This window comes from Enterobacter sp. D2 (assembly GCF_034427575.1).
Taxonomy (GTDB): domain Bacteria; phylum Pseudomonadota; class Gammaproteobacteria; order Enterobacterales; family Enterobacteriaceae; genus Enterobacter; species Enterobacter cloacae_M.
In genome coordinates this window covers 396,439-422,068 of sequence record NZ_JAXQPP010000002.1, presented here as the reverse complement: position 1 = coordinate 422,068, position 25,630 = coordinate 396,439, and the positions used below count along the sequence as shown (strand labels likewise).

Below are 25,630 nucleotides of genomic sequence, written 5' to 3'. Positions count from 1 at the left end.
CTCACCCTAACCCTCTCCCACAGGGAGAGGGAATGGATCGTAGGCCCGGTAAGCGTTAGCGCCACCGGGCTTTTTTACGTCAAAACTCCATCTTCACCGTCAACTGCACTTCGCGCGGATCGCCAATCTGGTTGCCCAGGTTGTTGGTCGCAATGGACGACGTGTAGTAGGTCTTATCAAACAGATTTTTCACGTTCACCTGCAGCGTCACCGGATACTGTAGCTTCATCTTATACGCTGCAAACGCATCCGCCACGAAATAGCCCGGCAGATAATAATCCGCGCCGTTGGTTGCGGAACGACGGCTTACGCCGTGCCCGCCGCCGCCCAGCGTCAGGGTATTCCCGGCAAACGCATTGTGAATGTCGTAGGTCAGGAACAGGGAGCCGGTATGGCGCGGTACGTTCGGCAGCGGTTTGCCCGCATAGTCCGGGTCTTCAAGCACCTTCGCGTCGGTATAGCCGTAGCTGGCGATAATGTTGGTGTTCTCGGTCAGCGAGCCGGCAAGATCCACCTCCACGCCCTGGGAGCGCACGCGGCCCGCGGTTTTGGCGACGGTTTCATCACCAATGCTTTCGGTGTACAGCACGTTGCGCTTGTGGATATCAAACAGCGCGATATTGGCAGTAATGCCGTCGAACAGGTCAAACTTAGCGCCGATTTCATATGCGTTAGACGTTTCCGGCGGCAGGTCGCCGATGTAGCTCGCAATGGACGACTGCGGCATAAACGTCTGGGAATAGTTGGCAAACAGCGAGACCGCCGGGGTGAGCTTATAAACAAGACCCAGCTTCGGCGTCCACTGGTCGTCGCGGCTGTCGGTGTTCACGTTAAACGGACGGCCTTTCCCCGCATACTGGGTGTAATACTGATAGCGCATTCCGGCGACGACGATCCACTTATCGGTCAGGTACAGCGCGTCCTGCGCGTAGGCGGAGTAGCTCTCCTGCTTGATGGTTTGATCGCTGTCGGATGCCGAGACGGTGGTGCACTTGCCGAGGCTGCCGTAGCTCGGGTTGTAAATATTGAAATCCTTAACGTTCTTACAGCGGATCATGTCCGTACGCAGCAGATCGTAATTCTCATACGACACGCCGGTCAGGATCTCATTGTAAAAGCCCGCGATGTCCACGTTTCCCTGTAGATCCGCGCGCGTCGTGTGCATACGCTGGGTCGAGCCCTGGGTCGCATCCACGCGGCGGGTCAGGTTGCCGGTTTTTGAATCGTAGGCCATCACGCGGGCCTGGTTATCGCTGTATTTATCCTGGCTGTAGCTGTAGTCGAACTTCGCGGTCCACTGGCTGTTGAGGCGATACTCCGCGTTGAGCTGAGCGAGATCGGACTGGCCGTCGGTCACGTTAAACGGTTCGTCGAAGCGGGTTTTACGATCGACGTCGACGGCTTTTTTAGTGTTGAGATCGAAGATCGTTCCGCGATCGAACGGCGTTTTATAGTCGCGATGCGAATAGAGCACGGTCACAGTGGCATCGTCGCCGAACCAGGTCAGCGACGGGGCGATAAAGGTGCTGCGTTCGTTGCCGAAATTACGCCAGTAATCCTCGTCCTGATATTCGCCCGTCAGGCGATACGCCAGACGCGTGCCGTCAATCGGGCCGGTAACATCAACCTGTCCGGTGCCGCCGCCAAAGCTGGACGAGGTAGCGGAAAGTGAGCCGCCGAAGGTCTTCTCCGGGCGTTTGGTGACGACGTTGATCAGGCCGCCGGGGTCGAGAATACCGTATAGGGTCGAGGCCGGGCCTTTCAGCACCTCCACGCGCTCGGTTGCGGCATTAAAGCTGCGCGGCAGGACGGTGCGCAGGCCGTTAGTCATGATTGACCCGTCGCGGTTCGCGCCAAACCCGCGGCGCACGAAGGCATCCTGCGTACCGCCCAGGGTGTTGGTCTGCACCACGTTGCTGACGTTATAGAGCGCTTCATCCAGCGTGGTGGCATGCTGATCCTCCAGCACTTTGTCGCTGACGGTATTGACCACCTGCGGGATGTCCAGCATCGGCATGTTGGTTAACGTCGCGGTAGAGGTATTCAACGGCTGATAGCCATTCGTGGCCTCCGCCGTCGTATTTGGATCGGCGGTGACAGTAAGCGTTTCGCCGTCTTTAGTCGCGGTGTTATCTGCTGCCTGCACCAGCGGCGCCATGAACAGCAGTGAAAAGAGCGCGCGCCCTTTTACCCCAGAGAGTGAAGGTGTGAACGTAGCCATTACATCTGTTATCCCGAAATATCCCGCGAATGACGTTTCGCGGAAAAATGTGTGAGTCATTGCCCTTTACGGTCTGTCCGTTAGCCACGGCGGGCATCGGACATGTAATTGAGAATCATTCAATCATGCGCGAATGTAGTAGTAAATGGAAAAAAGCAAAAATCGGCTACAACGTTTATCCGGGCGTATAAGCGCAGCGGGATAATTATTAACTTATTGAATTAAATGCTTTTAAAAGTCCTTTCTTGTTCATTCTCCCTTAGACTTATCCCTGGTTTTATCAGGGTGTTTCTTCTCTTGACTACTACATGGCGCAGCGTCAAACTCTCAAAAGAGAATGATTTTTATTTATATTTGTTGCGCTTTTTTATTACGTTGGCATTCACGTGGCTCACAACACAAAAAAACCGGGACTGGTTCTGGAGAACCTCTCTGCGGGCTATCAGAAAAAAATCATCGTTGATGATATCTCCCTTGCGATCCCACAGCAGAAAATGACCGTGCTGGTAGGGGCGAACGGCTGCGGAAAATCCACGCTGCTGAGCACCATTGCGCGTTTGCTTCAGCCGCTTGGCGGCGCGGCAGTTCTCGACGGCAAGGCGATCCACGAGCAGCCGACCAAAGCCGTCGCCCGCGAGCTGGGTATCCTGCCGCAGTCTCCGCTGCTCCCGGAAGGGTTAACCGTCTTTGAGCTGGTCTCGCGCGGGCGTTTTCCCTGGCAAAACTTTATGCGCCAGTGGAGCGACGAGGACGAGCTGGCGGTGGAAGAGGCCCTGCGTCTGACCGGAACGGCGGAGTTTGCCCATATGCCGGTGGAAAGCTTATCCGGCGGCCAGCGTCAGCGCTGCTGGATCGCCATGGCGCTTGCGCAGCAAACGCCGTATATCCTGCTTGACGAGCCCACGACGTTTCTCGATCTTCGCTATCAGGTGGAGATCCTGGAACTGCTGCACACCCTGACCCGCCAGCACGGACGTACCGTCGTGGTGGTGCTGCACGATCTCAATTTCGCCGTGAACTACGGCGATTCGCTGGTCTTTTTACGCCAGGGGAAAGTTGAAGGCGTATTGCATGAGGGCGATGCCTGCACGCCGGAGCTGATCAAAGCGGTGTTTGATGTCGACGTGCATATGTCCATAAATCCGTTGACCGGCAAGCCGTTCTTTATGCCGTTTCGCCAGAGCACCGTTCAGCCATGATGCGCTCCTCTCTGGCCTTTCCGATCTCCGCACTGCTGCTGGCGCTGGGCGCTATTCTGCACCTGGGCATCGGCGCACGCTTCATCGCCCCGCAGACGGTGGTGGAGGCATTCTTCCATTTCGATCCGCGCAATTTCGACCATAACGTCATTATCAAATTAAGACTGCTGCGCCTCTGCGCCGCGATGGTGACGGGCGCCGCGCTCGGCGTGGCGGGCGTGCTGCTGCAGTCCGTGATCCGCAACCCGCTCGGCGAGCCGCATATTCTGGGGCTCAACGCCGGGGCCGCGCTGGCGGTAGTGATTACCAGCGCGCTTGGGCTGTCGCTGCCGTTTGGTCGCCCGCTCGTTGCCGCCGCCGGTGCCGCCGCGCTGTTTTTGCTGGTTCTGATGTTCTCCTCGTCCGGTCGCACCGGGCTTACGCCGATGAAGGTCACGCTGTGCGGCGTGGCGATGTCGGCGTTTGCCTCGTCGATTACCGCCGCGGTGTTAATTCTCGATGAACAGACGCTGCTCGCCATGCGCACCTGGCTGGCAGGGGACCTGGCCGGGATCAACGTGCAGACGCTCCGGAGCGCCCTTTGGGCCGCAGCAGCCGGTTTTGTTCTCGCCATCGGTCTGTCGCCCTCGCTCAACATGCTTGCGCTGGGAGACCGAATGGCGCAGGGGCTTGGCGTGTCGCTGCTGAAAACCCGCCTGCTCGCCCTGCTGGCCATCGCGCTGCTCTGCGGCGCGGCCGTCTCAATTGCCGGGCCGATTGGCTTTATCGGCCTGGTCGTGCCGCAGCTCATTCGCCGTCTGGTGTCGGTCGATTTACGCGTGATGGTGCCGCTGTCAGCCCTGTGCGGCGCGCTGGTTCTGCTGCTGGCGGATATCGCCGCCCGCTCGCTGTTTACGCCCTGGGAGCTGGCAACCGGCATCATGACGGCCCTGGTCGGCGCACCCGTATTCATCTTTATGGCGTCGAGGATGTTCAAATGAACCGGGCCGGATTCCGCGCGATCCGTATTGGCCGTGTATCGGCGCTGGTTCGCCCGCGGGCGCTGGCGTGCCTGACGCTTTTGGCGCTGGTGGCGTTAAGCCTGCTGGGCTTTGGCCTGACGCACGGATCTCTTCCTGTTCCCACCTCCGCCATCGGGCGCGCGCTGTTTTCTCCTGAGAGTCTGACGGCGGAGACGCGCTACATCGTGATGGATATCCGCCTGCCGCGCCTGCTGATGGCGGTGCTGTGCGGCGCGATGCTCGGCATGGCGGGGGCGGCAATGCAGTCCATCACCCGCAATGGTCTGGCCGATCCCGGGCTTATCGGCGTGAAGGAGGGCTGTAGCGCGGCGGTACTGCTGCTGATTTTTCAGTTCCCGGCGCTGGGCCTGGCCTGGCGTCCTCTGGTCGGCATGGCCGGTGGACTGCTTACCGCGCTGCTGGTTATCGCCCTGGCGCGCGATATCTCGCGCCCGCGGTTCATCCTGATCGGCATCGGCGTGTCGTGGGCGTTTGCCGCCGCAATGGGCGTCTTTATCACCACCGCCGACGTGCGGGACGTGCAGACGGCGATGCTGTGGCTGGCGGGAAGCCTGCATGCGGCAAACTGGACGCTGGTGGGGTTAGCCGCGCTCTGGGCTGCCCCCGCGTTTGCGCTGCTGCTTTTTACCGCACGGGCTGCGGACGTGGCGTTGCTCGGCAATCAGGCCGCAGCGGGCCTTGGCGTTCGCATAACCCGGCTGGCGCTGCTGCGGGTTCTCGCCCCGGTGGTGCTGACGGCGGCCTGCGTCTCGTGCGTTGGCAGTATAGGTTTCGTGGGGCTTATTGCCCCGCATATGGCGCGCCTGCTGCTGCGCGGTGGGCAAACCGCGCTCCTGACTGGAAGCGCCGTGCTGGGCGCGCTGCTGGTGCTGCTGGCGGATAACGTCGGACGTCTGGCATTCCTCCCGCTGCAGCTGCCGGCGGGAATTGTGATTTCATTGATTGGCGGACCGTTTTTCCTGCTGCTGCTCTGGCAGCGTCGGGACAGATTTTAGGAGACTATGATGCGCGTACTGTTTTCGATGCTGTTGCTGGTGGGGTTCGCGGTGGGGGCGGCGGAGCCGACGCAGACGTTTACTGACGATCTGAACCGAAAAGTGGTGGTGCCGGTTCATCCGAAACGGATTGTCTCTTTACACGATCTGGATATCACCATTCCGCTGATTGAGCTTGGCGTGCCGCCGGTGGCAAGCCATGGCCGCACGCGGCCGGACGGCAGCCACTTTCTGCGCTCCAGCGGCATGTTGACCGGCGTCGACTTCGATAATTCCGACATTAAATTTATCGGCACGGCCGATATCGACATTGAAGCCATCGCCGCCGCAAAGCCTGACCTGATCGTTACCGAGCCGACCCGCAACACCCCGGTGGAACAGCTAGCGAAAATTGCCCCGACGGTGAGCATCGATCATCTCGACGGCGGCGCGCCGGAGATCTACCGCAAGCTGGCTCAGCTGACGGGAACGCAGGCGCGGCTTAAGGTTCTGGAGCGGCGCTATCAGGAGCAGATTAAGGCGCTGAAGGCGACTATTGATACCCGCAAGGTGACCGTGTCCGTGATTCAGGCGAATCAGGGAAAGATTAACGTCATGCACAGCTACCACTCGCTGGGCCGCGTGCTGCGCGACGCCGGGTTCACCTTCCCGCCGCTGATTGAGAGCATCCCGGAAGGAGGGCGCATCGACGTCAGCGCCGAGCGCCTGCCGGAGCTGGATGCCGATTTCGTCTTCGCCACCTGGCGCGGGGATACGGGCGGTAAACCGCAGGACGAGCTGGCGGCGATGGATGCGGTCATGCCGGGCTGGTGTCAGTTCCTGAATGCCTGCCGAACCGGGCATTACGTGCTGATCTCGCGTGAAGAGGCCATCTCGAATTCGTACGCCTCGTTAGGGCTGATGGCCGCGCAGGTGCAGTCGCAGATTGCCGGGCGTCCGCTGCCGGAGGCGTCACGGTGATCCGCAAAGAGAAAGGGCGCGTGGATATCTATGGCGACCGCTTTCGCGCGCGCGCGCATCAGCTGACGCCGCGTCTGCTGCAGGTTGCACGCTATATTCATGACAACCGAGAAGCGGTGATGGAACAGACCGCGATGGAGATCGCGACGCTGTTGAAAACCTCAGACGCCACGGTGGTCCGCGCCATTCAGGCGCTGGGTTTCGCCGGGCTGCGCGATCTCAAGCAAACGCTGGAGCAGTGGTTTGGTCCGGTGGTCACCTCCAGCGAAAAGATGTCCACCACGGTGAATACGCTCGCCAGCGACGTCAACGCGAGCATTGATTTCGTGCTGGAGGGGCATCAGCACACCTGCGAAGTGTTATCCGAGCCCCACAACCGCTACGCGATGGCCCAGGCCGTCTCTCTGCTGGCGCAGGCGAGGCAGGTCGCCATATTTGGCATTGGCGCCTCCGGCATTCTGGCCGAGTACACCGCCAGGCTGTTCAGCCGAATGGGGTTACCCGCCACGCCGCTTAACCGTACCGGAATAGGGCTTGCCGAGCAGCTGATTGCGCTTCAGCGCGGCGACGTGCTGGTGATGATGGCGCAGAAATCCGCGCACCGGGAGGGGCAAACAACGCTGCGTGAAGCGAAGCGTCTGGGCATTCCAACCATCCTGCTGACCAACGCCCTCGACTCACGCTTCAGCAAGGAGGCCAGCGTGGTGATTCACGTTCCGCGCGGCGGCGAAAAAGGCAAAATTCCGCTCCACGGCACGGTGCTGCTGTGTCTGGAGATGATTATTTTATCCGTGGCCTCCACCGAGCCGCAGCGCACCATCAAGTCGATGAAGCGCATCAACGAGTTACATCGTGGGTTAAAACCGGGGAAGAAAAGCAGCTGATTTCCCCGGCTCGCGGATCACGCCTTAGGAATACGCAGCGTCTGGCCAGGATAGATTTTATCCGGGCTGGAGAGCATCGGGCGGTTAGCCTCAAAAATCTTATTGTACTTGTTGGCATCGCCGTAGACGGTTTTGGAGATAGCGCTCAGGGTATCGCCGGATTTCACCGTATAGTAGGTGGCTTCATCTTTGGCATCGGTCGCGGTGATGTTGTTCTCCACCTCGCTGACGCCCGCGATGTTCCCGACGGCGACCTGGATTTTTTCTTTCTGCTCCTGGGTCAGCCCGTCACCCGTCACGCTGGCTTTGCCGTCGGTAACGTTAACCTGAACCTTATCTGAACCGGGAATATTGAGTTTTTTGAGATGCTCGGTGATTTTGTCACTCTGGCCTTTATGATCGGTCAGGTTATCCCATAGCTTTTCGCCTGCTTCTTTCACGAAGTTAAAAAGACCCATTCCATCCTCCTGTTAATCATGAAGTCAGAATAAGCATAGCAGTTGAGTTTTAAGCTGATAAAAAACCCGGTAGCGCTGACGCTCACCGGGCCTGGATCTGTTCGCCCTCTCCCTGTGGGAGAGGGCGGGGTGAGGGGAAACTTAAACCCCTTGCTCCAGAATGCGGATGTGGGTTTCCAGCACGTCACCCTTCACCGCGTCACTCCACGCTTTCATGTGAGGGGTCTGCAGGTGCGCTTCAAGGTGCGCGACGGTTTCCCACTGCTCAACCATGATGATTGAGTCTGGCGCGGTCGCCTGGAAGCTGGCGTCAGTGGCGGCATCCACCATCGGCGCGTAGCCGTGGCAGCCTTCTTCTTTCAGTACGGTCGGGATAATTTTCACGAACTGATCCAGCACCGCCTGACGGTGATGTTGACCTGGACGAGTACGGATTTCTGCGATTACGGTAAGCATGTTTACTACTCCTTTAATTCCAGGCTACCAGTTAAGCAAAAATTTTCGCGAGATGCTTGCGATATTCTGCGATATAGCTCGGGACGTCAGGCATTTTAATCACGTCGTTGACGATAAAGGTCGGCAGCGGATCCATGCCCAGGAACTGGTTAGCCTTGTGGAACGGCAGGTACGCGCCGTCGACGCCCACGCCTTCGAAGAACTGATCTTTATCGGTGAAGGCTTCCAGCTGGGCGTTCCAGGTCAGCGAGAGCATATATTTTTTGCCCTGAATCAGGCCGCCCGAGCCGTATTTTTTGGAGGCGTCAGAGCGGGTGCGGCCATCGCTGGCATACAGTGAGCCGTGACCTTCGGTGAACACGTCGTCCATGTATTTTTTTACGGTCCACGGCGCGCCCATCCACCAGCCTGGCATCTGCCAGATCACCACGTCAGCCCACAGGAAGTTCTGCACTTCGGCCTTCACGTCATAATTGCTGTCCGCGCGCACGACCTTAACATCATGCCCGGCGTCGCGCAGGAAACCGTCCGCGACCTCGGTCAGGGTGTCATTCAGCTGGCCTTTAGAATGCGCAAATTCTTTTGCACCGTTGATAATCAGGATGTTGCTCATTATTTGTCCTCGATGATGAGAGTTTGGTCAGTATTCTACGCGCGAGGACGGTGCGGTAAAATGAGCAAAATGTGCAAAGTCTTTTGCGTTAAACGCAATAATCCCTACCAGCTGACCTTCACTTCAAAACCGCCTTCAGGCGCATTGCTCAGCGAAACGCGCATCCCGTGCAGGGTGGCGATGCGTTTTACAATGGATAACCCCAGCCCGCTGCCCGTGGCATCCTGACCCGGCGGACGATAAAAGCGCTCGCCGACGCGCGCCAGCGCGTCAGGTGAAATGCCTGGGCCGTTGTCGCGCACGGTAAAGCCACGCGCGTCCAGCGTCACGTCCACCACGCTGCCGCGCGGACTGTAGCGAATCGCGTTATCCAGCAGGTTGCGCACCAGCAGGCTCATGAGGATCTGCTGGCCCGTGCGTGTAACCTCTGGTGCATGGATGTTCAGGCGAAGATCAATGCCCGCCTGCTGCGCCGGATGCCAGATATCCAGCACGGCTGACTGCAGCAAGTCGGCCAGGGGAATCGGTTCGACATCGTCAAGGTTATCCAGCGAGTCCAGGCGCGACAGCGTGAGGAGTTGATCCACCAGCCGGGAGGCGCGGTCGATACCTGCATGTAGCTGCGAAAGGGCTTTGGACTGCGCCTCGGGATCGTCCTGATACAGCTGCGCCACGTCAGTTTGCACCTTCAGTGCCGCCAGCGGGCTGCGTAGCTCGTGGGCGGCATCGGACGTAAAGCGGCGCTCGCGGGTCATCATCTCCTGGGTGCGCGCGAAGAGATGATTCAGCGCGTCGAGCAGGGGGCGCACTTCCGTAGGAAGGCCCTCCGTCGGCAGTTTATCGGTGGCATCCGGCGAGCGGGAGCGCAGGGTCTGCGCCAGCTTTTTCAGCGGCTTCAGCTCCCGACTCAGGAGGACGATCAGCATCAGCAACATCACGGGCAGCGCCACCAGCCAGGGGGTCAGCTGCGAGCTGACCACGTCAAGCGCCATCTCCTGGCGGTACTCCCACTCCTGGCCGACCACCACGCGGTATTTTCCGTCAGGTGAGGTTAGCCATAAAAAACGCCACTCGTCGTTGTCGCCCTGTAGCTGCCCGTTATCGAACCCGTCGCGGCGATAGTGGTACGGAATATCGCGTCCGTTTTCACCGTCGTTGAGGAGCATTTTGCCGTCGACGGCGTAAATGGCGAAAGCCAGCGCGTCGTCGTCCAGACGACCGTGCTTCACTTTTTTCGGGATCTCGCGCATGCGTTCGGGGGCGCTGATCTCGTCCAGATCCATCGTCAGCAGCCGTTTAGCAAACAGCATCTGCTGGGTATCGAACAGCTTGTCGAGCTTGTGGGTCGTCTGCTGCCAGGCGACCAGGCTGGCGGCAAACCAGGCCGTCAGAGAGAGCAGCAGGAAGAGAAGCGTCAGGCGCAGCTTCAGGCTCAGGCGTTGCGTCAGTTTCATGCGTTACCCAGGGTGTAGCCGATGCCGTGCACGGTGCGGATAAACTCGCTCCCAAGCTTGCGGCGCAAATGATGGACGTGGACCTCGATGGCGTTGCTGGAGACGTCGTCGTCCCAGGTATAGAGTTTTTCCTCGATCAGCTTTCGCGGCAGCACCCGACCGGCGTTACGCATTAACAGTTCCAGCAGCGCGAACTCTTTCGGCTTGAGCGTCAGCGGCTCACCGTCCAGCGTGGCGATGAGACGGGTCGGATCGAGCGTGACCTTCCCGTGACGCAGTTCGCTACGCGCCTGGCCGTGGCTGCGGCGGACCAGCGCTTCGAGGCGGGCACCCACTTCGATCAGCGCGAACGGCTTACAGAGATAATCATCCGCCCCAAGACGCAGCCCTTCGACGCGCTGGTTAAGCGCATCCCGCGCCGTCAGAATTAATACCGGCTCGCTGCGCCCGCTTTCGCGCCACGCGCGCAGAATGTCCAGACCGTCAATTTCCGGCAGCGTCAGATCCAGCACCACGGCATCATAGGGTGCAGAGGAGAGCGCGGCCTGGCCGGTTTTACCGTCGGTAAACCAGTCCACGCTAAAGCCCATTTTGCTCAACCCCGCCTTGATACCGTCGCCGATTAACCTGTCGTCTTCTACCAGTAAAATACGCATGTTCCCTCCTTGATGCCGTCAGTAAACTCTCTGTAAGCGCCTGCTGTACAGCAATAATAAATAAATTTTTCCCTTAAGAAGTTGTTAAGGATTACCCTGTTAAATGGATTGCGAAACGACATTAAAGGGAGAGATGAAAATGAAAAAATTCGCTGCAATTGCTGCCATCATGATGATGACCACCGCGCCGGTCTTTGCTGCTCAGGGCGGTTTTACTGGCCCATCGGCCACACAGACCCAGACGCAAACTCAGCAGGGCGGTTTTGTCGATAACAACGCCAACCTCACCACCGCGGCAAAAGTGAAAGACCTGAAGGACGATGCCTGGGTGAAGCTGCGCGGGAACATTACCGAGCGCCTGTCCGATGACCGCTACACCTTCCGCGATGAGTCCGGCACGGTCGTAGTTGAGATTGACCACAAGCGCTGGAACGGCGTGACCGTCACTCCGCAGGATAAAGTTGAACTGCAGGGTAAAGTCGATAAAGACTGGAACGAGTTTGAAATCGACGTGAAGCAGGTTATTAAGCTGAACAAATAACCCGAAAAGGGCCGCCTGTGCGGCCCTTTTTCTTTGTGACTCAATTCATCAGATGAGGTAGTATCTGCGGCAATATTGCCTGAAACCCTTCGGTTTCTGAGTTGAGGAATCACACGTAATGAGCGATATGGCAGAGCGCCTCGCGCTACATGAATTCACGGAAAACGCCTACCTGAACTACTCCATGTACGTCATCATGGACAGGGCGTTGCCGTTTATCGGGGATGGCCTGAAGCCCGTTCAGCGCCGCATCGTCTATGCGATGTCCGAACTGGGGCTGAACGCCACCGCCAAGTTCAAGAAATCCGCCCGTACCGTCGGTGACGTACTGGGTAAATACCATCCGCACGGCGACAGCGCCTGTTATGAAGCGATGGTGCTGATGGCGCAGCCGTTCTCTTACCGCTACCCGCTGGTGGACGGGCAGGGGAACTGGGGTGCGCCGGACGATCCGAAATCCTTCGCGGCGATGCGTTATACCGAATCCCGTCTCTCTAAATATGCCGAAGTGCTGCTGGGCGAGCTGGGTCAGGGAACCGTTGACTGGGTGCCAAACTTCGACGGTACGATGCAGGAGCCGAAGATGCTGCCCGCGCGTCTGCCGAACATCCTGCTGAACGGCACCACCGGTATCGCGGTCGGTATGGCGACGGACATTCCGCCGCACAACCTGCGTGAAGTGGCGAAAGCCGCTATTACCCTTATCGAGCAGCCGAAAGCGACGCTCGACGAGCTGCTGGATATCGTGCAGGGGCCAGATTTCCCGACCGAAGCTGAGATCATCACCTCACGCGCGGAAATCCGCAAAATCTACCAGAACGGTCGCGGCTCCGTGCGCATGCGCGCGGTGTGGAATAAAGAGGACGGCGCCGTGGTGATCACCGCGCTGCCGCATCAGGTTTCCGGTGCTAAAGTGCTGGAGCAGATCGCCTCCCAGATGCGCAATAAAAAGCTGCCGATGGTGGACGACCTGCGCGACGAATCGGATCATGAGAACCCAACCCGTCTGGTGATCGTGCCGCGCTCCAACCGCGTGGACATGGAGCAGGTGATGAACCACCTGTTCGCCACCACCGATCTGGAAAAAAGCTACCGCATCAACCTGAACATGATTGGCCTCGACGGACGCCCGGCGGTGAAAAACCTGCTGGAGATCCTCACCGAATGGCTGACCTTCCGCCGCGATACCGTCCGTCGTCGTCTGAACCATCGTCTGGAGAAAGTGCTTAAGCGCCTGCATATCCTCGAAGGTTTGCTGGTGGCGTTCCTCAATATCGATGAAGTGATTGAGATCATCCGTACCGAGGACGAGCCTAAGCCGGCGCTGATGTCGCGCTTTGGCATTAGCGAAACCCAGGCCGAAGCGATCCTCGAACTGAAGCTGCGCCATCTCGCCAAACTGGAAGAGATGAAAATCCGCGGCGAGCAGAACGAGCTGGAGAAAGAGCGCGATCAGCTGCAGGCGATCCTCGCGTCCGAGCGCAAAATGAACACCCTGCTGAAGAAAGAGCTACAGGCCGATGCAGACGCCTTCGGCGACGACCGTCGTTCTCCGCTGCACGAGCGTGAAGAAGCGAAGGCGATGAACGAGCATGACATGCAGCCGTCCGAGCCGGTCACCATTGTTCTGTCGCAGAGCGGCTGGGTGCGCAGCGCCAAAGGCCACGATATCGACGCGCCGGGGCTGAGCTACAAAGCGGGCGACAGCTTCAAAGCGGCGGTGAAAGGCAAGAGCAACCAGCCGGTGGCGTTTATCGACTCCACCGGCCGCAGCTACGCCATCGACCCGATTACGCTGCCTTCCGCGCGCGGGCAGGGCGAGCCGCTCACCGGCAAGCTGACGCTGCCGCCGGGCGCGACGGTTGACCATATGCTGATGGAAGCCGATGATCAGAAGCTGCTGCTGGCGTCTGATGCGGGCTACGGCTTTATCTGTACCTTCAACGATCTGGTTTCCCGCAACCGTGCCGGTAAGGCGCTGATTAGCCTGCCGGACAACGCTCACGTGATGGCACCGCTGGTGATCGAGAACGAAAGCGACATGCTGCTGGCGATCACCACCGCCGGACGCATGCTGATGTTCCCGGTCAGCGATCTGCCTGAGCTGTCAAAAGGCAAGGGCAACAAGATCATCAACATCCCGTCGGCGGAGGCCGCGAAAGGCGAAGATGGCCTGGCGCACCTCTTCCTGCTGCCGCCGCAGAGCACGCTGACCATTCACGTCGGCAAGCGCAAAATCAAGCTTCGTCCGGAAGAGCTGCAGAAGGTGGTGGGTGAGCGCGGTCGCCGCGGCTCGCTGATGCGCGGTCTGCAGCGTATCGATCGCGTGGAGATTGACTCTCCTGCACGCAGCACCGCGGGTGACAGCGAAGAGTAATGTCGTGATATCCCCCTCTGTCCGGAGGGGGAATTTCAATAAAATTTCCCGTAAAATCGTTGTTAATTCGTGCGTTGCGATTAACAATACGCGCTCGTAATAAAGTCCTTACCTGGCCACAGGTGAAGTATAATTGTCAGCTGTTGGGGCTTCAGAGGTCGCTATGCTATATATTGTTCGTCTTATTCTTACCGTTATCTACTGCATTCTGGTCTGTATTTTCGGCTCTATTTATTGCCTGTTCAGCCCGCGTAATCCGAAGCATGTCGCCACCTTTGGCCATATGTTCGGGCGTCTTGCGCCGCTGTTTGGTCTGAAAGTTGAAAAACGTCTGCCGGAAGGGGCGGAGAATTTCGGTAACGCCATCTATATCGCCAACCATCAGAACAACTACGATATGGTGACGGCCTCTAATATCGTGCTTCCACCGACCGTGACGGTGGGCAAAAAAAGCCTGCTATGGATCCCGTTTTTTGGTCAGCTTTACTGGCTTACCGGTAACCTGCTGATCGACCGTAATAACCGTGCAAAAGCGCACAGCACCATTGCGGAAGTGGTGAATCATTTTAAAAAGCGCAAAATTTCAATCTGGATGTTCCCGGAAGGGACGCGTAGCCGCGGCCGCGGCCTGCTGCCGTTTAAAACCGGGGCGTTTCATGCCGCAATTGCGGCAGGTGTTCCAATTATTCCTGTGTGCGTTTCCAATACTTCGAATAAGATTAATCTTAACCGCCTGAATAACGGGCTGGTGATTGTCGAAATGCTGCCACCCGTCGATACCAGCAAATACGGTAAAGACCAGGTGCGCGAGCTGGCAGCGCACTGCCGTGAGCTGATGGCTCAGCATATTGCGCAGCTCGACAAAGAAGTCGCAGAGAGAGAAGCCGCCGGGAAGATTTAATCCGGCGTTGAAGGGAAAACGAATTCCCGCGTTGTTAGTCGTTTCAGATGGAGCTTATATGTCACTCAGTCGGCGTCAGTTTATTCAGGCTTCCGGGATCGCCCTTTGTGCGGGTGCGATGCCGCTGACAGCCAGCGCCGCCGGGCAGCAACAGCCGCTGCCTATTCCGCCATTAATTGAATCTCGTCGCGGTCAGCCGCTTTTCCTGACGCTGCAGCGCAGCCACTGGTCCTTCACCCAGGGGACGCGCGCGCCGGTCTGGGGCATTAACGGACGTTACCTTGGGCCGACCATACGCGTGTGGAATGGCGATGACGTTAAGCTCATCTACAGTAACCGTACCCCTGAAAATGTCGCCATGACCATCAGCGGCCTGCAGGTGCCTGGACCGCTGATTGGCGGCGCGGCGCGCATGATGTCACCCAGCGCCGACTGGGCGCCTGTTCTGCCGATTCGCCAGAGTGCGGCAACCCTGTGGTATCACGCCAACACCCCTAACCGCACGGCGCAGCAGGTTTATAACGGCCTGGCAGGAATGTGGCTGGTGGAAGATGAGGTCAGCAAATCCCTGCCGATCCCGAACCACTACGGCGTGGATGACTTCCCGATTATCATCCAGGACAAGCGTCTGGATAATTTCGGTACGCCGGAATACAGCGAGCCGGGCAGCGGTGGCTTCGTCGGCGATACGCTGTTGGTCAACGGCGCGCAAAGCCCGTATGTCGAGGTCTCGCGCGGCTGGGTGCGCCTGCGCCTGCTCAACGCGTCCAACTCGCGCCGCTATCAGCTGCAAATGAGCGATGGCCGTCCGCTGCACGTGATCTCCGGCGACCAGGGCTTTTTACCGGCCCCGGTGTCCGTCAAACAGCTGGCGCTCTCGCCGGGAGAACGTCGCGAAGTTCTCATTGATATGACCAACGGGGATGAAGTGTCTGTCACCTGCGGTGAAGCGGCCAGCATTGTGGACCGCATTCGCGGGTTCTTTGAACCGTCGAGCATTCTTGTCTCGACCCTGGTGCTGACCCTGCGCCCGACCGGTCTGCTGCCGCTGGTGACCGATAGCCTGCCAATGCGCCTGCTGCCGCAGGAGATCATGAGCGGCTCGCCGGTGCGCAGCCGTGATATCAGCCTGGGCGACGATCCGGGCATCAACGGCGCGCTGTGGGACGTCAACCGCATCGACATTACCGCGCAGCAGGGCTCCTGGGAGCGCTGGACGGTCCGTTCAGATATGCCGCAGTCGTTCCATATTGAAGGGGTGGCATTCCTGATCCGCAACGTCAACGGTGCGATGCCGTTCCCGGAAGACCGCGGCTGGAAAGATACCGTCTGGGTGGACGGCCAGGTTGAGCTGCTTGTCTACTACGGTCAGCCTTCGTGGCCGCATTTCCCGTTCCTGTTCCACAGCCAGACGCTGGAGATGATGGACAGGGGCTCTGTGGGGCAGATGCTGATCAACCCTGCGCCATAATCCTGACATTCCCGGTTCGCCGGGAATGGTTTATGCCCGCCAGAAAAAGCGCGAGAACAGAATCAGCACCGGGTAAATTTCCAGACGCCCCAGGATCATCGCCGCGCACATCAGTAGTTTTGCCCCCTCTGTTAACGTGCCAAACGTCGACGCCGTCTCCCCAAACCCCAGCCCCATGTTGTTGATGCAGGCGGCGACCGTTGCGAATGCGGTGAACAGGTCGTAGCCCATCAGATTGAGCGACCAGACAAAAAAGCCCGTGATCATGACGTAGAGAAAAAAGAAGCTCCATACCGAGCGCAGGACGCGTTCATTCACTACGCTTTTGCCCACCTTAATGCTCAGCAGCGCTCTCGGATGCGCCAGCTGGTTCATCTCCTGAATACTCTGCTTGAACATAATGAGAAAACGCAGGGCTTTGATCCCGCCGCAGGTCGAGCCTACGCAGCCGCCAAAAAAGCTGGCGCTCAACAGCAGGAAAATGGTGTGTGCGGGCCATTGGGCATAGTCGGCGGTCGAAAGGCCGTTATCGGTCATCATCGAACTGGCAAGGAAGAAGGCGTGCACCAGGCTATCCGTGGCGTTGTACATCCCGGCATGCCAGACCTGCCAGGCGGTGATGACAATAATCACCGCGGCGGCGCTCAGAAAGAATTTAACCTCCGGGCTGCGGCGAATCGGTTTCAGGGTGCGTCTGACAATGGCGACGTACCAGAGGGTGAAGTTGAACGCGGAGAGCAGTGAAAACGCCCCGGCGACCAGCTCAATCGCGTGGCTGTCATAAAACCCAATGCTCTCGCTGCGGGTGGAGAACCCGCCCAGCGACACGGTCGACAGCCCGTGACAGAGGGCGTCAAAAAATGACATTCCCGCCAGCCAGTAGGCCAGGGTGCAGGCCACGCCCAGCGCGAAGTAGGTCACCCACAGCGTGCGCGCGGTATCGGCAAGGCGGGGAGTCAGACGCTCCTCCTTGAACGGCCCCGGCATCTCTGACTGATAGAGCTTCATGCCACCAATGCCCAGCAGCGGCAGGACCGCGACGGCCAGCACGATGACGCCTAACCCGCCAATGAAATTCAGCTGTGCGCGGTAATAAAGGTACGACTTAGGCAGGGCGCTGACGTCCCCGATCACCGTTGCCCCAGTGGTGGTGATCCCGGAAACCCCTTCAAAGAGCGCGTCGGCAAAGGAGAGCCGTAGCCCGTCATCCATCCAGAGCGGCATGGCGCTAATGAATGAAAACAGCAGCCAGAACAGCACGATAATCACAAACCCGTCGCGGGTGCGCAGCTGTATGCCGGCGTGACGGGTTGCCCGCCAGGTTAACCCTCCGAGAGTAAAAAAGGTTAAAAAGGTGGTCAGAAAGGCAAAGTAGGTCCGCTCTTTATTCAGCAGGGCGATAACCATCGGCGGCAGCATGGAAAGGCTGTACAGCAGAACCAGAAAACCGCAGAGGTGAAGGACAACCCGCAGCTGGGATACATGTAACGAATCGTTGGGCTTCACGACAGAGCTCCGCGCAATAACACGTTCCGGGGCAAATCACCGGAAAATATAGTGAATATTATGATTCAAAATTATCAGGGCGCCGTATTTTAACGACTTCCCCGAATATCTGCCTGCTTCCTGCATCCTTTTCTTCAAATCTGGCGGATGAACAGCGTATAATCCCGCTCCTTTTGTCTATTTTTTCTTCGGAAGCATTATGAGCGCAATTTCCCTGATCCAGCCGGATCGTGACCTCTTCTCCTGGCCCCAGTACTGGGCGGCCTGCTTTGGACCGGCGCCATTCCTGCCGATGTCCCGGGAAGAGATGGACCAACTGGGCTGGGACAGCTGCGACATCATTCTGGTCACGGGCGATGCCTACGTTGACCATCCGAGCTTCGGTATGGCCATCTGTGGCCGTATGCTTGAGGCGCAGGGCTTCCGCGTGGGGATCATCTCCCAGCCTGACTGGAACAGCAAAGACGACTTTATGCGTCTGGGTAAACCGAACCTGTTCTTCGGCGTGACCGCAGGCAACATGGATTCGATGATCAACCGCTACACCGCCGACCGTAAGCTGCGCCATGACGATGCCTATACGCCGGATAACGTGGCGGGCAAACGCCCCGACCGCGCAACCCTGGTCTATACCCAGCGCTGTAAAGAAGCCTGGAAAGACGTGCCGGTGATCCTGGGCGGCATCGAGGCGAGCCTGCGCCGCACCGCCCACTACGACTACTGGTCAGATACCGTACGCCGCTCGGTGCTGGTGGATTCCAAAGCCGATATGCTGATTTACGGTAACGGCGAGCGTCCGCTGGTGGAAGTGGCGCACCGTCTGTCGCAGGGTGAGCCGGTTAGCAGCATCCGCGACGTGCGCAATACCGCCATTATGGTGAAAGAGGCGCTGCCGGGCTGGAGCGGGGTGGATTCCCGCATCATTGATATGCCGGGCAAAATCGACCCGATCCCGCACCCGTACGGCGAAGATCTGCCGTGTGCCGATAACAAGCCGGTTGAGCCGAAAAAAGCGGAAGCGAAGGCTATCGTTGTGCAGCCGCCGCGCCCGAAACCGTGGGAAAAGACCTACGTGCTGCTGCCGTCCTACGAGAAGGTGAAAGCCGACAAGGTGCTCTACGCGCACGCGTCCCGTATTCTGCACCATGAAACCAACCCTGGCTGCGCCCGCGCGCTGATGCAGAAGCACGGCGAGCGCTTTATCTGGATCAACCCGCCGGCGATCCCGCTCTCCACCGAAGAGATGGACAGCGTCTTTGCGCTGCCGTACAAACGCGTTCCGCACCCGGCGTACGGCAACGCCCGTATCCCGGCGTATGAGATGATCCGCTTTTCGATCAACATCATGCGCGGCTGCTTCGGCGGCTGTTCGTTCTGCTCCATTACCGAGCACGAAGGCCGTATTATCCAGAGCCGCTCTGAAGATTCGATCATCAATGAGATCGAAGCTATTCGCGACTCGGTGCCGGGCTTTACCGGCGTGATTTCCGACCTTGGCGGCCCAACCGCGAACATGTACATGCTGCGCTGCAAGTCGCCGCGCGCGGAGCAAACCTGCCGTCGCCTCTCCTGCGTCTATCCGAGCATTTGCGAGCATATGGACACCAACCACGAGCCGACGATCAACCTCTACCGCCGCGCGCGCGACCTGAAGGGCATCAAGAAGATCCTGATCGCGTCCGGAGTACGTTACGACATCGCCGTGGAAGATCCGCGCTACATCAAAGAGCTGGCGACGCACCACGTCGGCGGCTATCTGAAGATTGCGCCGGAGCACACCGAGGAAGGCCCGCTGTCGAAAATGATGAAGCCGGGCATGGGCAGCTACGATCGCTTTAAAGAGCTGTTCGATACCTATTCAAAGCAGGCGGGTAAAGAGCAGTATTTGATCCCATACTTCATCTCCGCCCACCCGGGCACGCGCGATGAAGACATGGTGAACCTGGCGCTGTGGCTGAAGCAGCGTCGCTTCCGTCTGGATCAGGTGCAGAACTTCTATCCGTCACCGCTCGCCAACTCGACGACCATGTATTACACCGGCAAGAACCCGCTGAGTAAGATTGGCTACAAGAGTGAAGAGGTGGTGGTGCCGAAAGGGGATAAACAGCGTCGTCTGCATAAAGCGCTGCTGCGTTACCACGATCCGAAAAACTGGCCGCTGATCCGTCAGGCGCTGGAAGAGATGGGTAAAAAACACCTGATCGGCTCGCGCCGCGACTGTCTGGTACCGGCCCCGACGCTGGAGGAGATGCGCGAAGCGCGTCGCCAGAACCGCAATACGCGCCCGGCGCTGACCAAGCATACGCCAATCGTGCATCAGCGTTCGAACGGTAATTCGAGTGTGAAGAAGCCCGTGAAGCGCAAAGCGTAAATAAAAAACCCCGGCAAGCCGGGGTTTTTTATTTCGACACGTAGGCCGGGTAAGGCGAAGCCGCCACCCGGCTTTTTTACGCGACTACCCGCCAAACTGATCAGGGTCAGGGCCTAAACGTTTACCCTTATCCAGCTTCGCAATCTCACCCAGCTCTTCTTTGTCCAGACGGAAATCCCAGACGTCGAAGTTTTCGGCGATGCGCGACGGCGTGACCGATTTCGGAATGACCACCAGGCCGTTGTCCAGATGCCAGCGAATGACGATTTGCGCCGGGGTTTTACCGTATTTATCCGCCAGCTCACGGATAATCTTTTGATCGAATACCCCTTCGCCGCCCTGCGCCAGCGGGCTCCAGGACTCGGTCTGGATTTTATGCGTGGCGTTCCAGGCATGAAGCTGGCGCTGCTGCATCAGCGGGTGCAGCTCGATCTGGTTAATCACTGGCGCAACGCCAGTCTCGTCAATCAGCCGCTGCAGGTGATGAACCTGGAAATTACAGACGCCGATGCTTTTCACCAGCCCCTCTTTCTGCAGTTCAATCATCCCTTTCCAGGCGTCAACGTAGTGATCGATAGCCGGAACCGGCCAGTGCATCAGCCAGAGATCGACGAAATCGAGCTGGAGTTTCTCCAGGCTCTCCTCCAGCGCTTCGCGGGGCCGTTTTTGATCGTCGTTCCACAGTTTCGTGGTGATGAATAACTCATCGCGGGGGACGCCGGCGCTGGCCAGTGCCTTACCCACGCCGTCCTCGTTTTTATATGCGGCGGCGGTATCAATGGACCGATAGCCGACTTCCAGGGCTTTATGAATGGCGGAGACGACCTCGTCGTTACCGGCTTTCCATACACCTAGCCCCAGCTGGGGCATCACGTTGCCGTCCTGCAGCTTGATTACGGTTTGGTTTGCCATTTTTCCTCCTTCAGGTGCGCATCGCCGGAGGGTTCCTCCGGCGATGGGTTGTGCATTAAGTCTGGACGAAATGTCAAAAAACGAAAGTCGGGAGGGCAAAAACGCTTAGCGTGCCGCTTCGTAGATGCGACGGCTGACGTCCAGCGTAATGTCGCCGTGCTCGCCCAGGTGGGTCATGCCGTGTTCTTCGAGTTTCGCCAGCAGGGCAGGGATGGAGCTGCCGTCCAGACCGTAGCCAGAGAGACGCGTTGGCACGCCCAGACCTTCAAAGAAGCTGCGGGTCGCTTCGATGGCGGCATCAATACGCGCATCGTCAGAACCCTCGGTGATGTTCCACACGCGTTCTGCGTACTGCAGCAGTTTGGCACGCTTGGTGTCCCGCTTTTCGTTCCACAGCGCAGGCAGCACAACGGCCAGCGTTTGCGCGTGGTCCAGACCGTGCATCGCCGTCAGCTCGTGGCCCAGCATGTGGGTTGCCCAGTCCTGCGGTACGCCAGCACCGATCAGGCCGTTCAGCGCCTGCGTTGCCGCCCACATGACGTTGGCACGCACGTCGTAATTTTCCGGCTCTTTCAGCGCTTTCGGACCTTCTTCGACGAGCGTCAGCAGAATGCCTTCCGCGAAGCGATCCTGAATTTTGGCATCTACCGGATACGTGACGTACTGCTCAACGGTATGAACAAAGGCATCGACCACGCCGTTCGCCACCTGACGCGCAGGCAGGGTGTAGGTGTAAACCGGATCCAGGATCGCGAACACAGGTTGAACATGTTCGTTCATGAAGGCCTGTTTGTCGCCGGTGGTTTTGCGGGAGATCACCGCGCCCTTGTTGGATTCAGAGCCGGTGGCCGGCAGGGTCAGCACGGAGCCCATCGGGATGGCGCTTTTAATGTCGCTGCCGCGAGTTTCCAGAATGTGCCACGGATCGATGCCGTCAGCGTAGTGCGCTGCCGCCGCGATGAATTTGGTGCCGTCCAGCACGGAGCCGCCGCCGACGGCCAGCAGGAAGGTGATCTTCTCTTCGCGGGCGATTTTCACCGCGTTCATCAGCGTTTCGTAAGACGGATTTGGCTCGATGCCGCCGAACTCTCGCACGTCCAGACCGTTCAGGGCACTGTAAACCTGATCCAGCACGCCGGTTTTTTTCACGCTGCCGCCACCGTAGGTGATCAGTACGCGGGCGTCAGCGGGGATCTGGGCGCGCAGATCGGCGATAGCGTCTTTACCAAACAGAATGCGGGTTGGGGTGTGAAGATTAAAGTTGTTCATTGCTCGTTCCCTTTAGTGGGTGAAAAACCGTGGTGGCGCAGAGGGCGACCTGATGCTGCACATTGTGTCTGTCCGGGGCTATCCTCTCAATGCACATTCCTGCCGATGTCTTGCCCATTTCTACAGAGCGCTGGAGAAAGCGCGGAAAACGACGCACACTGTCAACGTCGGAAACCGTACCCGGAGTAACGTAATATGAACCGTGAAGCGATCTGCCATCAGCTAACTGCGCAGATTAAAAGACTGATAGATAAAGAAAATGGTGTCAGCGATCTGCTTCCTGACATTCGCCTGCTTTATGGCACGCAGCCCGGGACGCGCACGCCGGTCATGTACCAGCCGGGCATCGTTTTTCTCTTCTCGGGCCATAAAATTGGCTATATCAACGAGCGCGTGTTCCGCTACGACACCAATGAATATCTGCTCCTGACGGTACCTTTACCCTTCGAATGTGAAACCTTCGCGACAGAGGCCGTTCCGCTGGCCGGTATTCGCGTCAACGTCGATATTCTTCAGCTGCAGGAGCTGCTGATGGAGATTGGCGAAGATGAGTTCTTCCAGCCGTCTATGGCGTCGAGCGGGATTAACTCGGCGACGCTGTCGGAAGAGATCCTCTGCGCCATTGAACGTCTGCTGGACGTGATGGAAAGGCCGCTGGACGCGCGTATTCTGGGCAAGCAGATCGTCCGCGAAATTCTCTACCATGTGCTGCTGGGCCCGGGCGGCGGGGCATTACTGGCTCTGGTGAGCCGACAGACCCACTTCAGCCTGATAAGCCGCGTGCTCAAGCGCATTGAAAGCCAGTACACGGAGAACCTCAGCGTCGACCAGCTGGCGGCGGAAGCGAACATGAGCGTCTCGGCGTTTCATCATAACTTCAAGTCGGTGACCAGCACCTCGCCGCTGCAGTACCTTAAAACCTACCGGTTGCATAAGGCGCGGATGCTGATGATCCACGACGGCATGAAGGCCAGCGCGGCGGCAATGCGGGTGGGTTACGAAAGCGCGTCGCAGTTCAGTCGGGAGTTTAAGCGCTATTTCGGCGTCACGCCGGGAGAAGATGCATCACGCATCCGAACCATGCAGGGAGCTTAAGCTTTTTCCTCTCCCCTATGGGGAGAGGGTCAGGGTGAGGGGATTACGCGCTGCAGTACTTCTTCTTAATCACCACCGCGATGGTTCCCACCAGACCCGCCACCAGCAGGAACATCGGCAGCACCATCAGGAAGGTCATCACCTGATCTTCATGGTGTTTCACAAAAGGGATCATATTCAGCGCATAGCCAAGCGTGGTGACTACACCCACCCACAGCAGGGCGCTCAGCCAGTTGAAGAACTGGAAGCGGCGGTTCGACAGACCGGAAATGCCCGCCATCGTCGGCAGAAGGGTGCGAACAAACGCCAGGAAACGCCCCGCCAGCAATGCCAGCAGGCCGTGGCGATCGAACATGCAGGTCGCACGCTGATGATATTTATGCGGTAACTGCGCCAGCCAGCCTTTTACGACGCGGGTATTCCCGAGCCAGCGGCCCTGAAGATAGCTCAGCCAGCAGCCCAGGCTGGCTGCGGAGGTGAGAATAACCATCGTTGGCGTGAAGTCCATGACGCCTTTCCCGATTAACGCCCCGGCAAGTAAAAGCAGGCTGTCACCGGGTAAAAACGAGGCTGGCAGTAATCCATTTTCCAGAAACAGAGTTGCGAACATCACGAGGTAAACGATACCAACGATGTGAGGATCCGCCAGCGCGGCAAAGTCGTGATGCCAAAGCGCCGCGATAATATCTTGAATAACAGCCATGGACTTTCCTGTGGAACAGCAGATATAGCGCTATTGTACTCCCTTATTCGCCCGTCGGGTTTGATCCCGGGCGCAACTCATGCAGACTTTTCTCATTGCCGTGTCCACAAAAGCGTCCAGAGAGTACATTTTCAGCCAGCACTCTACACGATACGCTCGAACCCTGCTGCTAAATCGGCAATCAGATCGTCAACGTTTTCTAAACCGATATGCAGTCGAATCAGGGTACCGCTGAAGTCCACTTCACCGCCGGGACGCAGAGCCGCAACCTGTTCCGGCTGATTAGGCAGGATCAGGGATTCAAAACCGCCCCAGGAGTAGGCCATGCTGAAGAGGGTAAAATTATCCAGATAGCTCGCCAGCTCGTCGTTATCCAATCGTTTTTTCAGCACGAATGAGAACAAACCGCTGCTGCCCGTAAAGTCACGCTGCCAGAATTCGTGGCCTTTACTGCCCGGTAGCGCGGGATGATTCACGCGCTCAACCTGCGGATGCTGCGCCAGCCATTCGGCCACCTTCAGGCTGCTTTCATGGTGCTGACGCAGGCGAACGCCCAGCGTGCGGAGTCCGCGGCTGGTCATGTAGGCCGTATCTGCATCCACCATCTGGCCCATCAGGTAGGCATTTTCACGCAGCTGATCCCAGCAGCGCGCGTTGGAAACCGCGGTGCCAATCATGCCGTCAGAGTGGCCAATCAGGTATTTCGTCGCCGCCTGAATCGAGATATCAATGTCGAATTCCAGCGCTTTAAACAGCACGCCCGCCGCCCAGGTGTTGTCGATCATCACGATCGCCTCTGGGGCTTTGCTACGCACGGCCTTCACGATAGCCGGCACGTCGTGAACTTCCATGGTGAGCGATCCCGGAGATTCCAGGAACACAATGCGCGTGTTTGGCTGAATAAGTTCGGCAATGCCTTCGCCAATCAGCGGGTCGAACCAGCCGGTCGTTACGCCGAGCTTGCTGAGGATTTTGGTACAGAAGTCCTGGCTGGGTTCATAGGCGGTGTTGGTCATCAGGATATGGTCGCCCTGTTCCACAAACGCCAGAATGGTGTTGGCGACCGCCGCCGCCCCGCACGGGAACAGCGCGCAGCCCGCGCCACCTTCCAGCTCGCACATCGCCTCCTGCAGCGAAAAATGGGTTAGCGTGCCGCGACGGCCATAAAACAACCCGCCTTTCGCGCGATTGCGCGTGGCAATTTTTTTCTCCTCAACGGTATCAAACACCAGCGAGGAGGCTCGTTGAATCACGCTGTTGACCGATCCCTGCGTATATTTTTTGCTGCGTCCTGCCTGTACCAGCGTGGTATCAAGATGCTTCTTTGTCATGTTCGCTAACCCTGTTTTTATACGTCTGGACGTCCAGACTACCACGATTGGAAAAAACTGCACCCCGAGGCTTATCGAATAAGCAGAAAATATTAGCAAAAATTCGCATAAGAAATTTTTACTGCGTAAGCGCAAGGAAAGTGAGCGAAAATTACGGCACCATGCAAATACTAATGAGAACTACTATCAATTCGACGACGTTTTGATATTATTACGCTCAGATTTTGTGATTTGC

Annotated in this window: 22 protein-coding genes; 11 read left to right on the top strand and 11 right to left on the bottom strand. The window is 58.2% G+C overall.

Annotation, left to right across the window (positions count from 1 at the left end; genetic code table 11):
- Nucleotides 1-79: 79 nt before the first annotated feature.
- A complete protein-coding gene (locus SPG90_RS14185) occupies nucleotides 80-2,221 on the bottom strand; it encodes a TonB-dependent siderophore receptor (RefSeq protein WP_047173608.1) in 2,142 nt (713 codons plus the stop codon).
- 386 nt (nucleotides 2,222-2,607) lie between these two features.
- On the opposite strand from SPG90_RS14185, the gene SPG90_RS14180 reads away from it, so the two are divergent.
- The 5 genes from SPG90_RS14180 to SPG90_RS14160 are packed head-to-tail and all read left to right on the top strand — an operon-like array spanning nucleotide 2,608 to nucleotide 7,281.
- Nucleotides 2,608-3,420, top strand: coding sequence for an ABC transporter ATP-binding protein (locus SPG90_RS14180; RefSeq protein ID WP_029740700.1), 813 nt, complete (start codon nucleotides 2,608-2,610; stop codon nucleotides 3,418-3,420).
- Nucleotides 3,417-4,400, top strand: a complete 984-nt coding sequence (locus SPG90_RS14175) for a FecCD family ABC transporter permease (RefSeq protein ID WP_163354169.1) — start codon at nucleotides 3,417-3,419, stop codon at nucleotides 4,398-4,400. The genes SPG90_RS14180 and SPG90_RS14175 overlap by 4 nt, the downstream gene beginning before the upstream one ends.
- Nucleotides 4,397-5,437 carry a FecCD family ABC transporter permease gene (locus tag SPG90_RS14170; RefSeq protein WP_045404020.1) on the top strand — a complete coding sequence of 347 codons (1,041 nt, stop codon included), beginning with the start codon at nucleotides 4,397-4,399 and terminating at the stop codon, nucleotides 5,435-5,437. The genes SPG90_RS14175 and SPG90_RS14170 overlap by 4 nt, the downstream gene beginning before the upstream one ends.
- Nucleotides 5,438-5,446: 9 nt before the next feature.
- Complete coding sequence (locus SPG90_RS14165) at nucleotides 5,447-6,397, top strand: iron-siderophore ABC transporter substrate-binding protein (RefSeq protein ID WP_047173605.1); 951 nt, start codon at nucleotides 5,447-5,449, stop codon at nucleotides 6,395-6,397.
- Complete coding sequence (locus SPG90_RS14160) at nucleotides 6,394-7,281, top strand: MurR/RpiR family transcriptional regulator (RefSeq protein ID WP_047173604.1); 888 nt, start codon at nucleotides 6,394-6,396, stop codon at nucleotides 7,279-7,281. The genes SPG90_RS14165 and SPG90_RS14160 overlap by 4 nt, the downstream gene beginning before the upstream one ends.
- 17 nt (nucleotides 7,282-7,298) lie before the next feature.
- Here SPG90_RS14160 and lysM read toward each other — a convergent pair whose 3' ends face one another.
- The 5 genes from lysM to qseB form a co-directional block, all read right to left on the bottom strand.
- On the bottom strand, nucleotides 7,299-7,739 hold the full coding sequence (gene lysM, locus SPG90_RS14155) for a peptidoglycan-binding protein LysM (protein ID WP_023309194.1): 441 nt from the start codon (nucleotides 7,737-7,739) through the stop codon (nucleotides 7,299-7,301).
- A 141-nt stretch (nucleotides 7,740-7,880) separates the two neighbouring features.
- Entirely contained in the window at nucleotides 7,881-8,195 is a 315-nt protein-coding gene (locus tag SPG90_RS14150; RefSeq protein WP_023309193.1) for a putative quinol monooxygenase, read from the bottom strand.
- Between the two features lie 31 nt (nucleotides 8,196-8,226).
- Entirely contained in the window at nucleotides 8,227-8,808 is a 582-nt protein-coding gene (locus tag SPG90_RS14145) for an NAD(P)H-dependent oxidoreductase (protein ID WP_322408202.1), read from the bottom strand.
- 104 nt (nucleotides 8,809-8,912) lie between these two features.
- Nucleotides 8,913-10,262: a quorum sensing histidine kinase QseC gene (gene qseC / locus SPG90_RS14140; RefSeq protein ID WP_047173601.1), complete on the bottom strand. Its 1,350-nt coding sequence runs from the start codon at nucleotides 10,260-10,262 to the stop codon at nucleotides 8,913-8,915.
- Entirely contained in the window at nucleotides 10,259-10,918 is a 660-nt protein-coding gene (qseB, locus tag SPG90_RS14135) for a quorum sensing response regulator transcription factor QseB (protein ID WP_045356056.1), read from the bottom strand. Before qseB ends, qseC begins: the two co-directional genes overlap by 4 nt.
- 139 nt (nucleotides 10,919-11,057) lie before the next feature.
- Between qseB and SPG90_RS14130 the strand changes: the two genes are divergently transcribed.
- From SPG90_RS14130 to ftsP, 4 genes are all read left to right on the top strand, one after another.
- A complete protein-coding gene (locus SPG90_RS14130; protein ID WP_023309189.1) occupies nucleotides 11,058-11,459 on the top strand; it encodes a YgiW/YdeI family stress tolerance OB fold protein in 402 nt (133 codons plus the stop codon).
- A gap of 118 nt (nucleotides 11,460-11,577) precedes the next feature.
- Nucleotides 11,578-13,836, top strand: a complete 2,259-nt coding sequence (gene parC, locus SPG90_RS14125) for a DNA topoisomerase IV subunit A (protein ID WP_029740706.1) — start codon at nucleotides 11,578-11,580, stop codon at nucleotides 13,834-13,836.
- Between the two features lie 163 nt (nucleotides 13,837-13,999).
- Nucleotides 14,000-14,737 (top strand): 1-acylglycerol-3-phosphate O-acyltransferase, encoded by a 738-nt coding sequence (gene plsC / locus SPG90_RS14120; RefSeq protein ID WP_045404006.1) that lies wholly within the window; start codon nucleotides 14,000-14,002, stop codon nucleotides 14,735-14,737.
- Nucleotides 14,738-14,795: 58 nt separating this feature from the next.
- On the top strand, nucleotides 14,796-16,208 hold the full coding sequence (gene ftsP / locus SPG90_RS14115; RefSeq protein WP_047173600.1) for a cell division protein FtsP: 1,413 nt from the start codon (nucleotides 14,796-14,798) through the stop codon (nucleotides 16,206-16,208).
- Nucleotides 16,209-16,238: 30 nt separating this feature from the next.
- On the opposite strand, the gene SPG90_RS14110 is transcribed toward ftsP, so the two are convergent.
- A complete protein-coding gene (locus SPG90_RS14110) occupies nucleotides 16,239-17,714 on the bottom strand; it encodes a TrkH family potassium uptake protein (protein ID WP_023309185.1) in 1,476 nt (491 codons plus the stop codon).
- A 199-nt stretch (nucleotides 17,715-17,913) separates the two neighbouring features.
- Here SPG90_RS14110 and SPG90_RS14105 point away from each other — a divergent pair, with 199 nt between their 5' ends.
- Complete coding sequence (locus SPG90_RS14105; protein ID WP_047173598.1) at nucleotides 17,914-20,085, top strand: YgiQ family radical SAM protein; 2,172 nt, start codon at nucleotides 17,914-17,916, stop codon at nucleotides 20,083-20,085.
- 84 nt (nucleotides 20,086-20,169) lie between these two features.
- On the opposite strand, the gene dkgA is transcribed toward SPG90_RS14105, so the two are convergent.
- Complete coding sequence (gene dkgA / locus SPG90_RS14100; protein WP_023309179.1) at nucleotides 20,170-20,997, bottom strand: 2,5-didehydrogluconate reductase DkgA; 828 nt, start codon at nucleotides 20,995-20,997, stop codon at nucleotides 20,170-20,172.
- Nucleotides 20,998-21,102: 105 nt separating this feature from the next.
- Nucleotides 21,103-22,266, bottom strand: coding sequence for an alcohol dehydrogenase (gene yqhD, locus SPG90_RS14095; protein WP_045403982.1), 1,164 nt, complete (start codon nucleotides 22,264-22,266; stop codon nucleotides 21,103-21,105).
- Between the two features lie 195 nt (nucleotides 22,267-22,461).
- Here yqhD and SPG90_RS14090 point away from each other — a divergent pair, with 195 nt between their 5' ends.
- On the top strand, nucleotides 22,462-23,361 hold the full coding sequence (locus tag SPG90_RS14090; protein ID WP_023309177.1) for an AraC family transcriptional regulator: 900 nt from the start codon (nucleotides 22,462-22,464) through the stop codon (nucleotides 23,359-23,361).
- A 43-nt stretch (nucleotides 23,362-23,404) separates the two neighbouring features.
- Here the strand turns inward: SPG90_RS14090 and yghB are convergent, their stop codons facing one another.
- The gene (gene yghB / locus SPG90_RS14085) at nucleotides 23,405-24,064 is read right to left on the bottom strand and encodes a DedA family general envelope maintenance protein YghB (protein WP_029740714.1); all 660 of its coding nucleotides are present in this window, start codon (nucleotides 24,062-24,064) and stop codon (nucleotides 23,405-23,407) included.
- 143 nt (nucleotides 24,065-24,207) lie between these two features.
- Nucleotides 24,208-25,395, bottom strand: coding sequence for a cystathionine beta-lyase (metC, locus tag SPG90_RS14080; RefSeq protein WP_047173597.1), 1,188 nt, complete (start codon nucleotides 25,393-25,395; stop codon nucleotides 24,208-24,210).
- Between the last annotated feature and the right edge of the window lie 235 nt (nucleotides 25,396-25,630).

What these genes read in the sequence shown, in the direction of transcription:
- SPG90_RS14185 (WP_047173608.1), bottom strand. Translation starts at nt 2,221, where the DNA reads ATGGCTACGTTCACACCTTCACTCTCTGGGGTAAAAGGGCGCGCGCTC.
- SPG90_RS14175 (WP_163354169.1), top strand. Translation starts at nt 3,417, where the DNA reads ATGATGCGCTCCTCTCTGGCCTTTCCGATCTCCGCACTGCTGCTGGCG.
- SPG90_RS14170 (WP_045404020.1), top strand. Translation starts at nt 4,397, where the DNA reads ATGAACCGGGCCGGATTCCGCGCGATCCGTATTGGCCGTGTATCGGCG.
- SPG90_RS14165 (WP_047173605.1), top strand. Translation starts at nt 5,447, where the DNA reads ATGCGCGTACTGTTTTCGATGCTGTTGCTGGTGGGGTTCGCGGTGGGG.
- lysM (WP_023309194.1), bottom strand. Translation starts at nt 7,739, where the DNA reads ATGGGTCTTTTTAACTTCGTGAAAGAAGCAGGCGAAAAGCTATGGGAT.
- SPG90_RS14150 (WP_023309193.1), bottom strand. Translation starts at nt 8,195, where the DNA reads ATGCTTACCGTAATCGCAGAAATCCGTACTCGTCCAGGTCAACATCAC.
- SPG90_RS14145 (WP_322408202.1), bottom strand. Translation starts at nt 8,808, where the DNA reads ATGAGCAACATCCTGATTATCAACGGTGCAAAAGAATTTGCGCATTCT.
- qseC (WP_047173601.1), bottom strand. Translation starts at nt 10,262, where the DNA reads ATGAAACTGACGCAACGCCTGAGCCTGAAGCTGCGCCTGACGCTTCTC.
- qseB (WP_045356056.1), bottom strand. Translation starts at nt 10,918, where the DNA reads ATGCGTATTTTACTGGTAGAAGACGACAGGTTAATCGGCGACGGTATC.
- SPG90_RS14130 (WP_023309189.1), top strand. Translation starts at nt 11,058, where the DNA reads ATGAAAAAATTCGCTGCAATTGCTGCCATCATGATGATGACCACCGCG.
- parC (WP_029740706.1), top strand. Translation starts at nt 11,578, where the DNA reads ATGAGCGATATGGCAGAGCGCCTCGCGCTACATGAATTCACGGAAAAC.
- plsC (WP_045404006.1), top strand. Translation starts at nt 14,000, where the DNA reads ATGCTATATATTGTTCGTCTTATTCTTACCGTTATCTACTGCATTCTG.
- ftsP (WP_047173600.1), top strand. Translation starts at nt 14,796, where the DNA reads ATGTCACTCAGTCGGCGTCAGTTTATTCAGGCTTCCGGGATCGCCCTT.
- SPG90_RS14105 (WP_047173598.1), top strand. Translation starts at nt 17,914, where the DNA reads ATGAGCGCAATTTCCCTGATCCAGCCGGATCGTGACCTCTTCTCCTGG.
- dkgA (WP_023309179.1), bottom strand. Translation starts at nt 20,997, where the DNA reads ATGGCAAACCAAACCGTAATCAAGCTGCAGGACGGCAACGTGATGCCC.
- yqhD (WP_045403982.1), bottom strand. Translation starts at nt 22,266, where the DNA reads ATGAACAACTTTAATCTTCACACCCCAACCCGCATTCTGTTTGGTAAA.
- SPG90_RS14090 (WP_023309177.1), top strand. Translation starts at nt 22,462, where the DNA reads ATGAACCGTGAAGCGATCTGCCATCAGCTAACTGCGCAGATTAAAAGA.
- yghB (WP_029740714.1), bottom strand. Translation starts at nt 24,064, where the DNA reads ATGGCTGTTATTCAAGATATTATCGCGGCGCTTTGGCATCACGACTTT.
- metC (WP_047173597.1), bottom strand. Translation starts at nt 25,395, where the DNA reads ATGACAAAGAAGCATCTTGATACCACGCTGGTACAGGCAGGACGCAGC.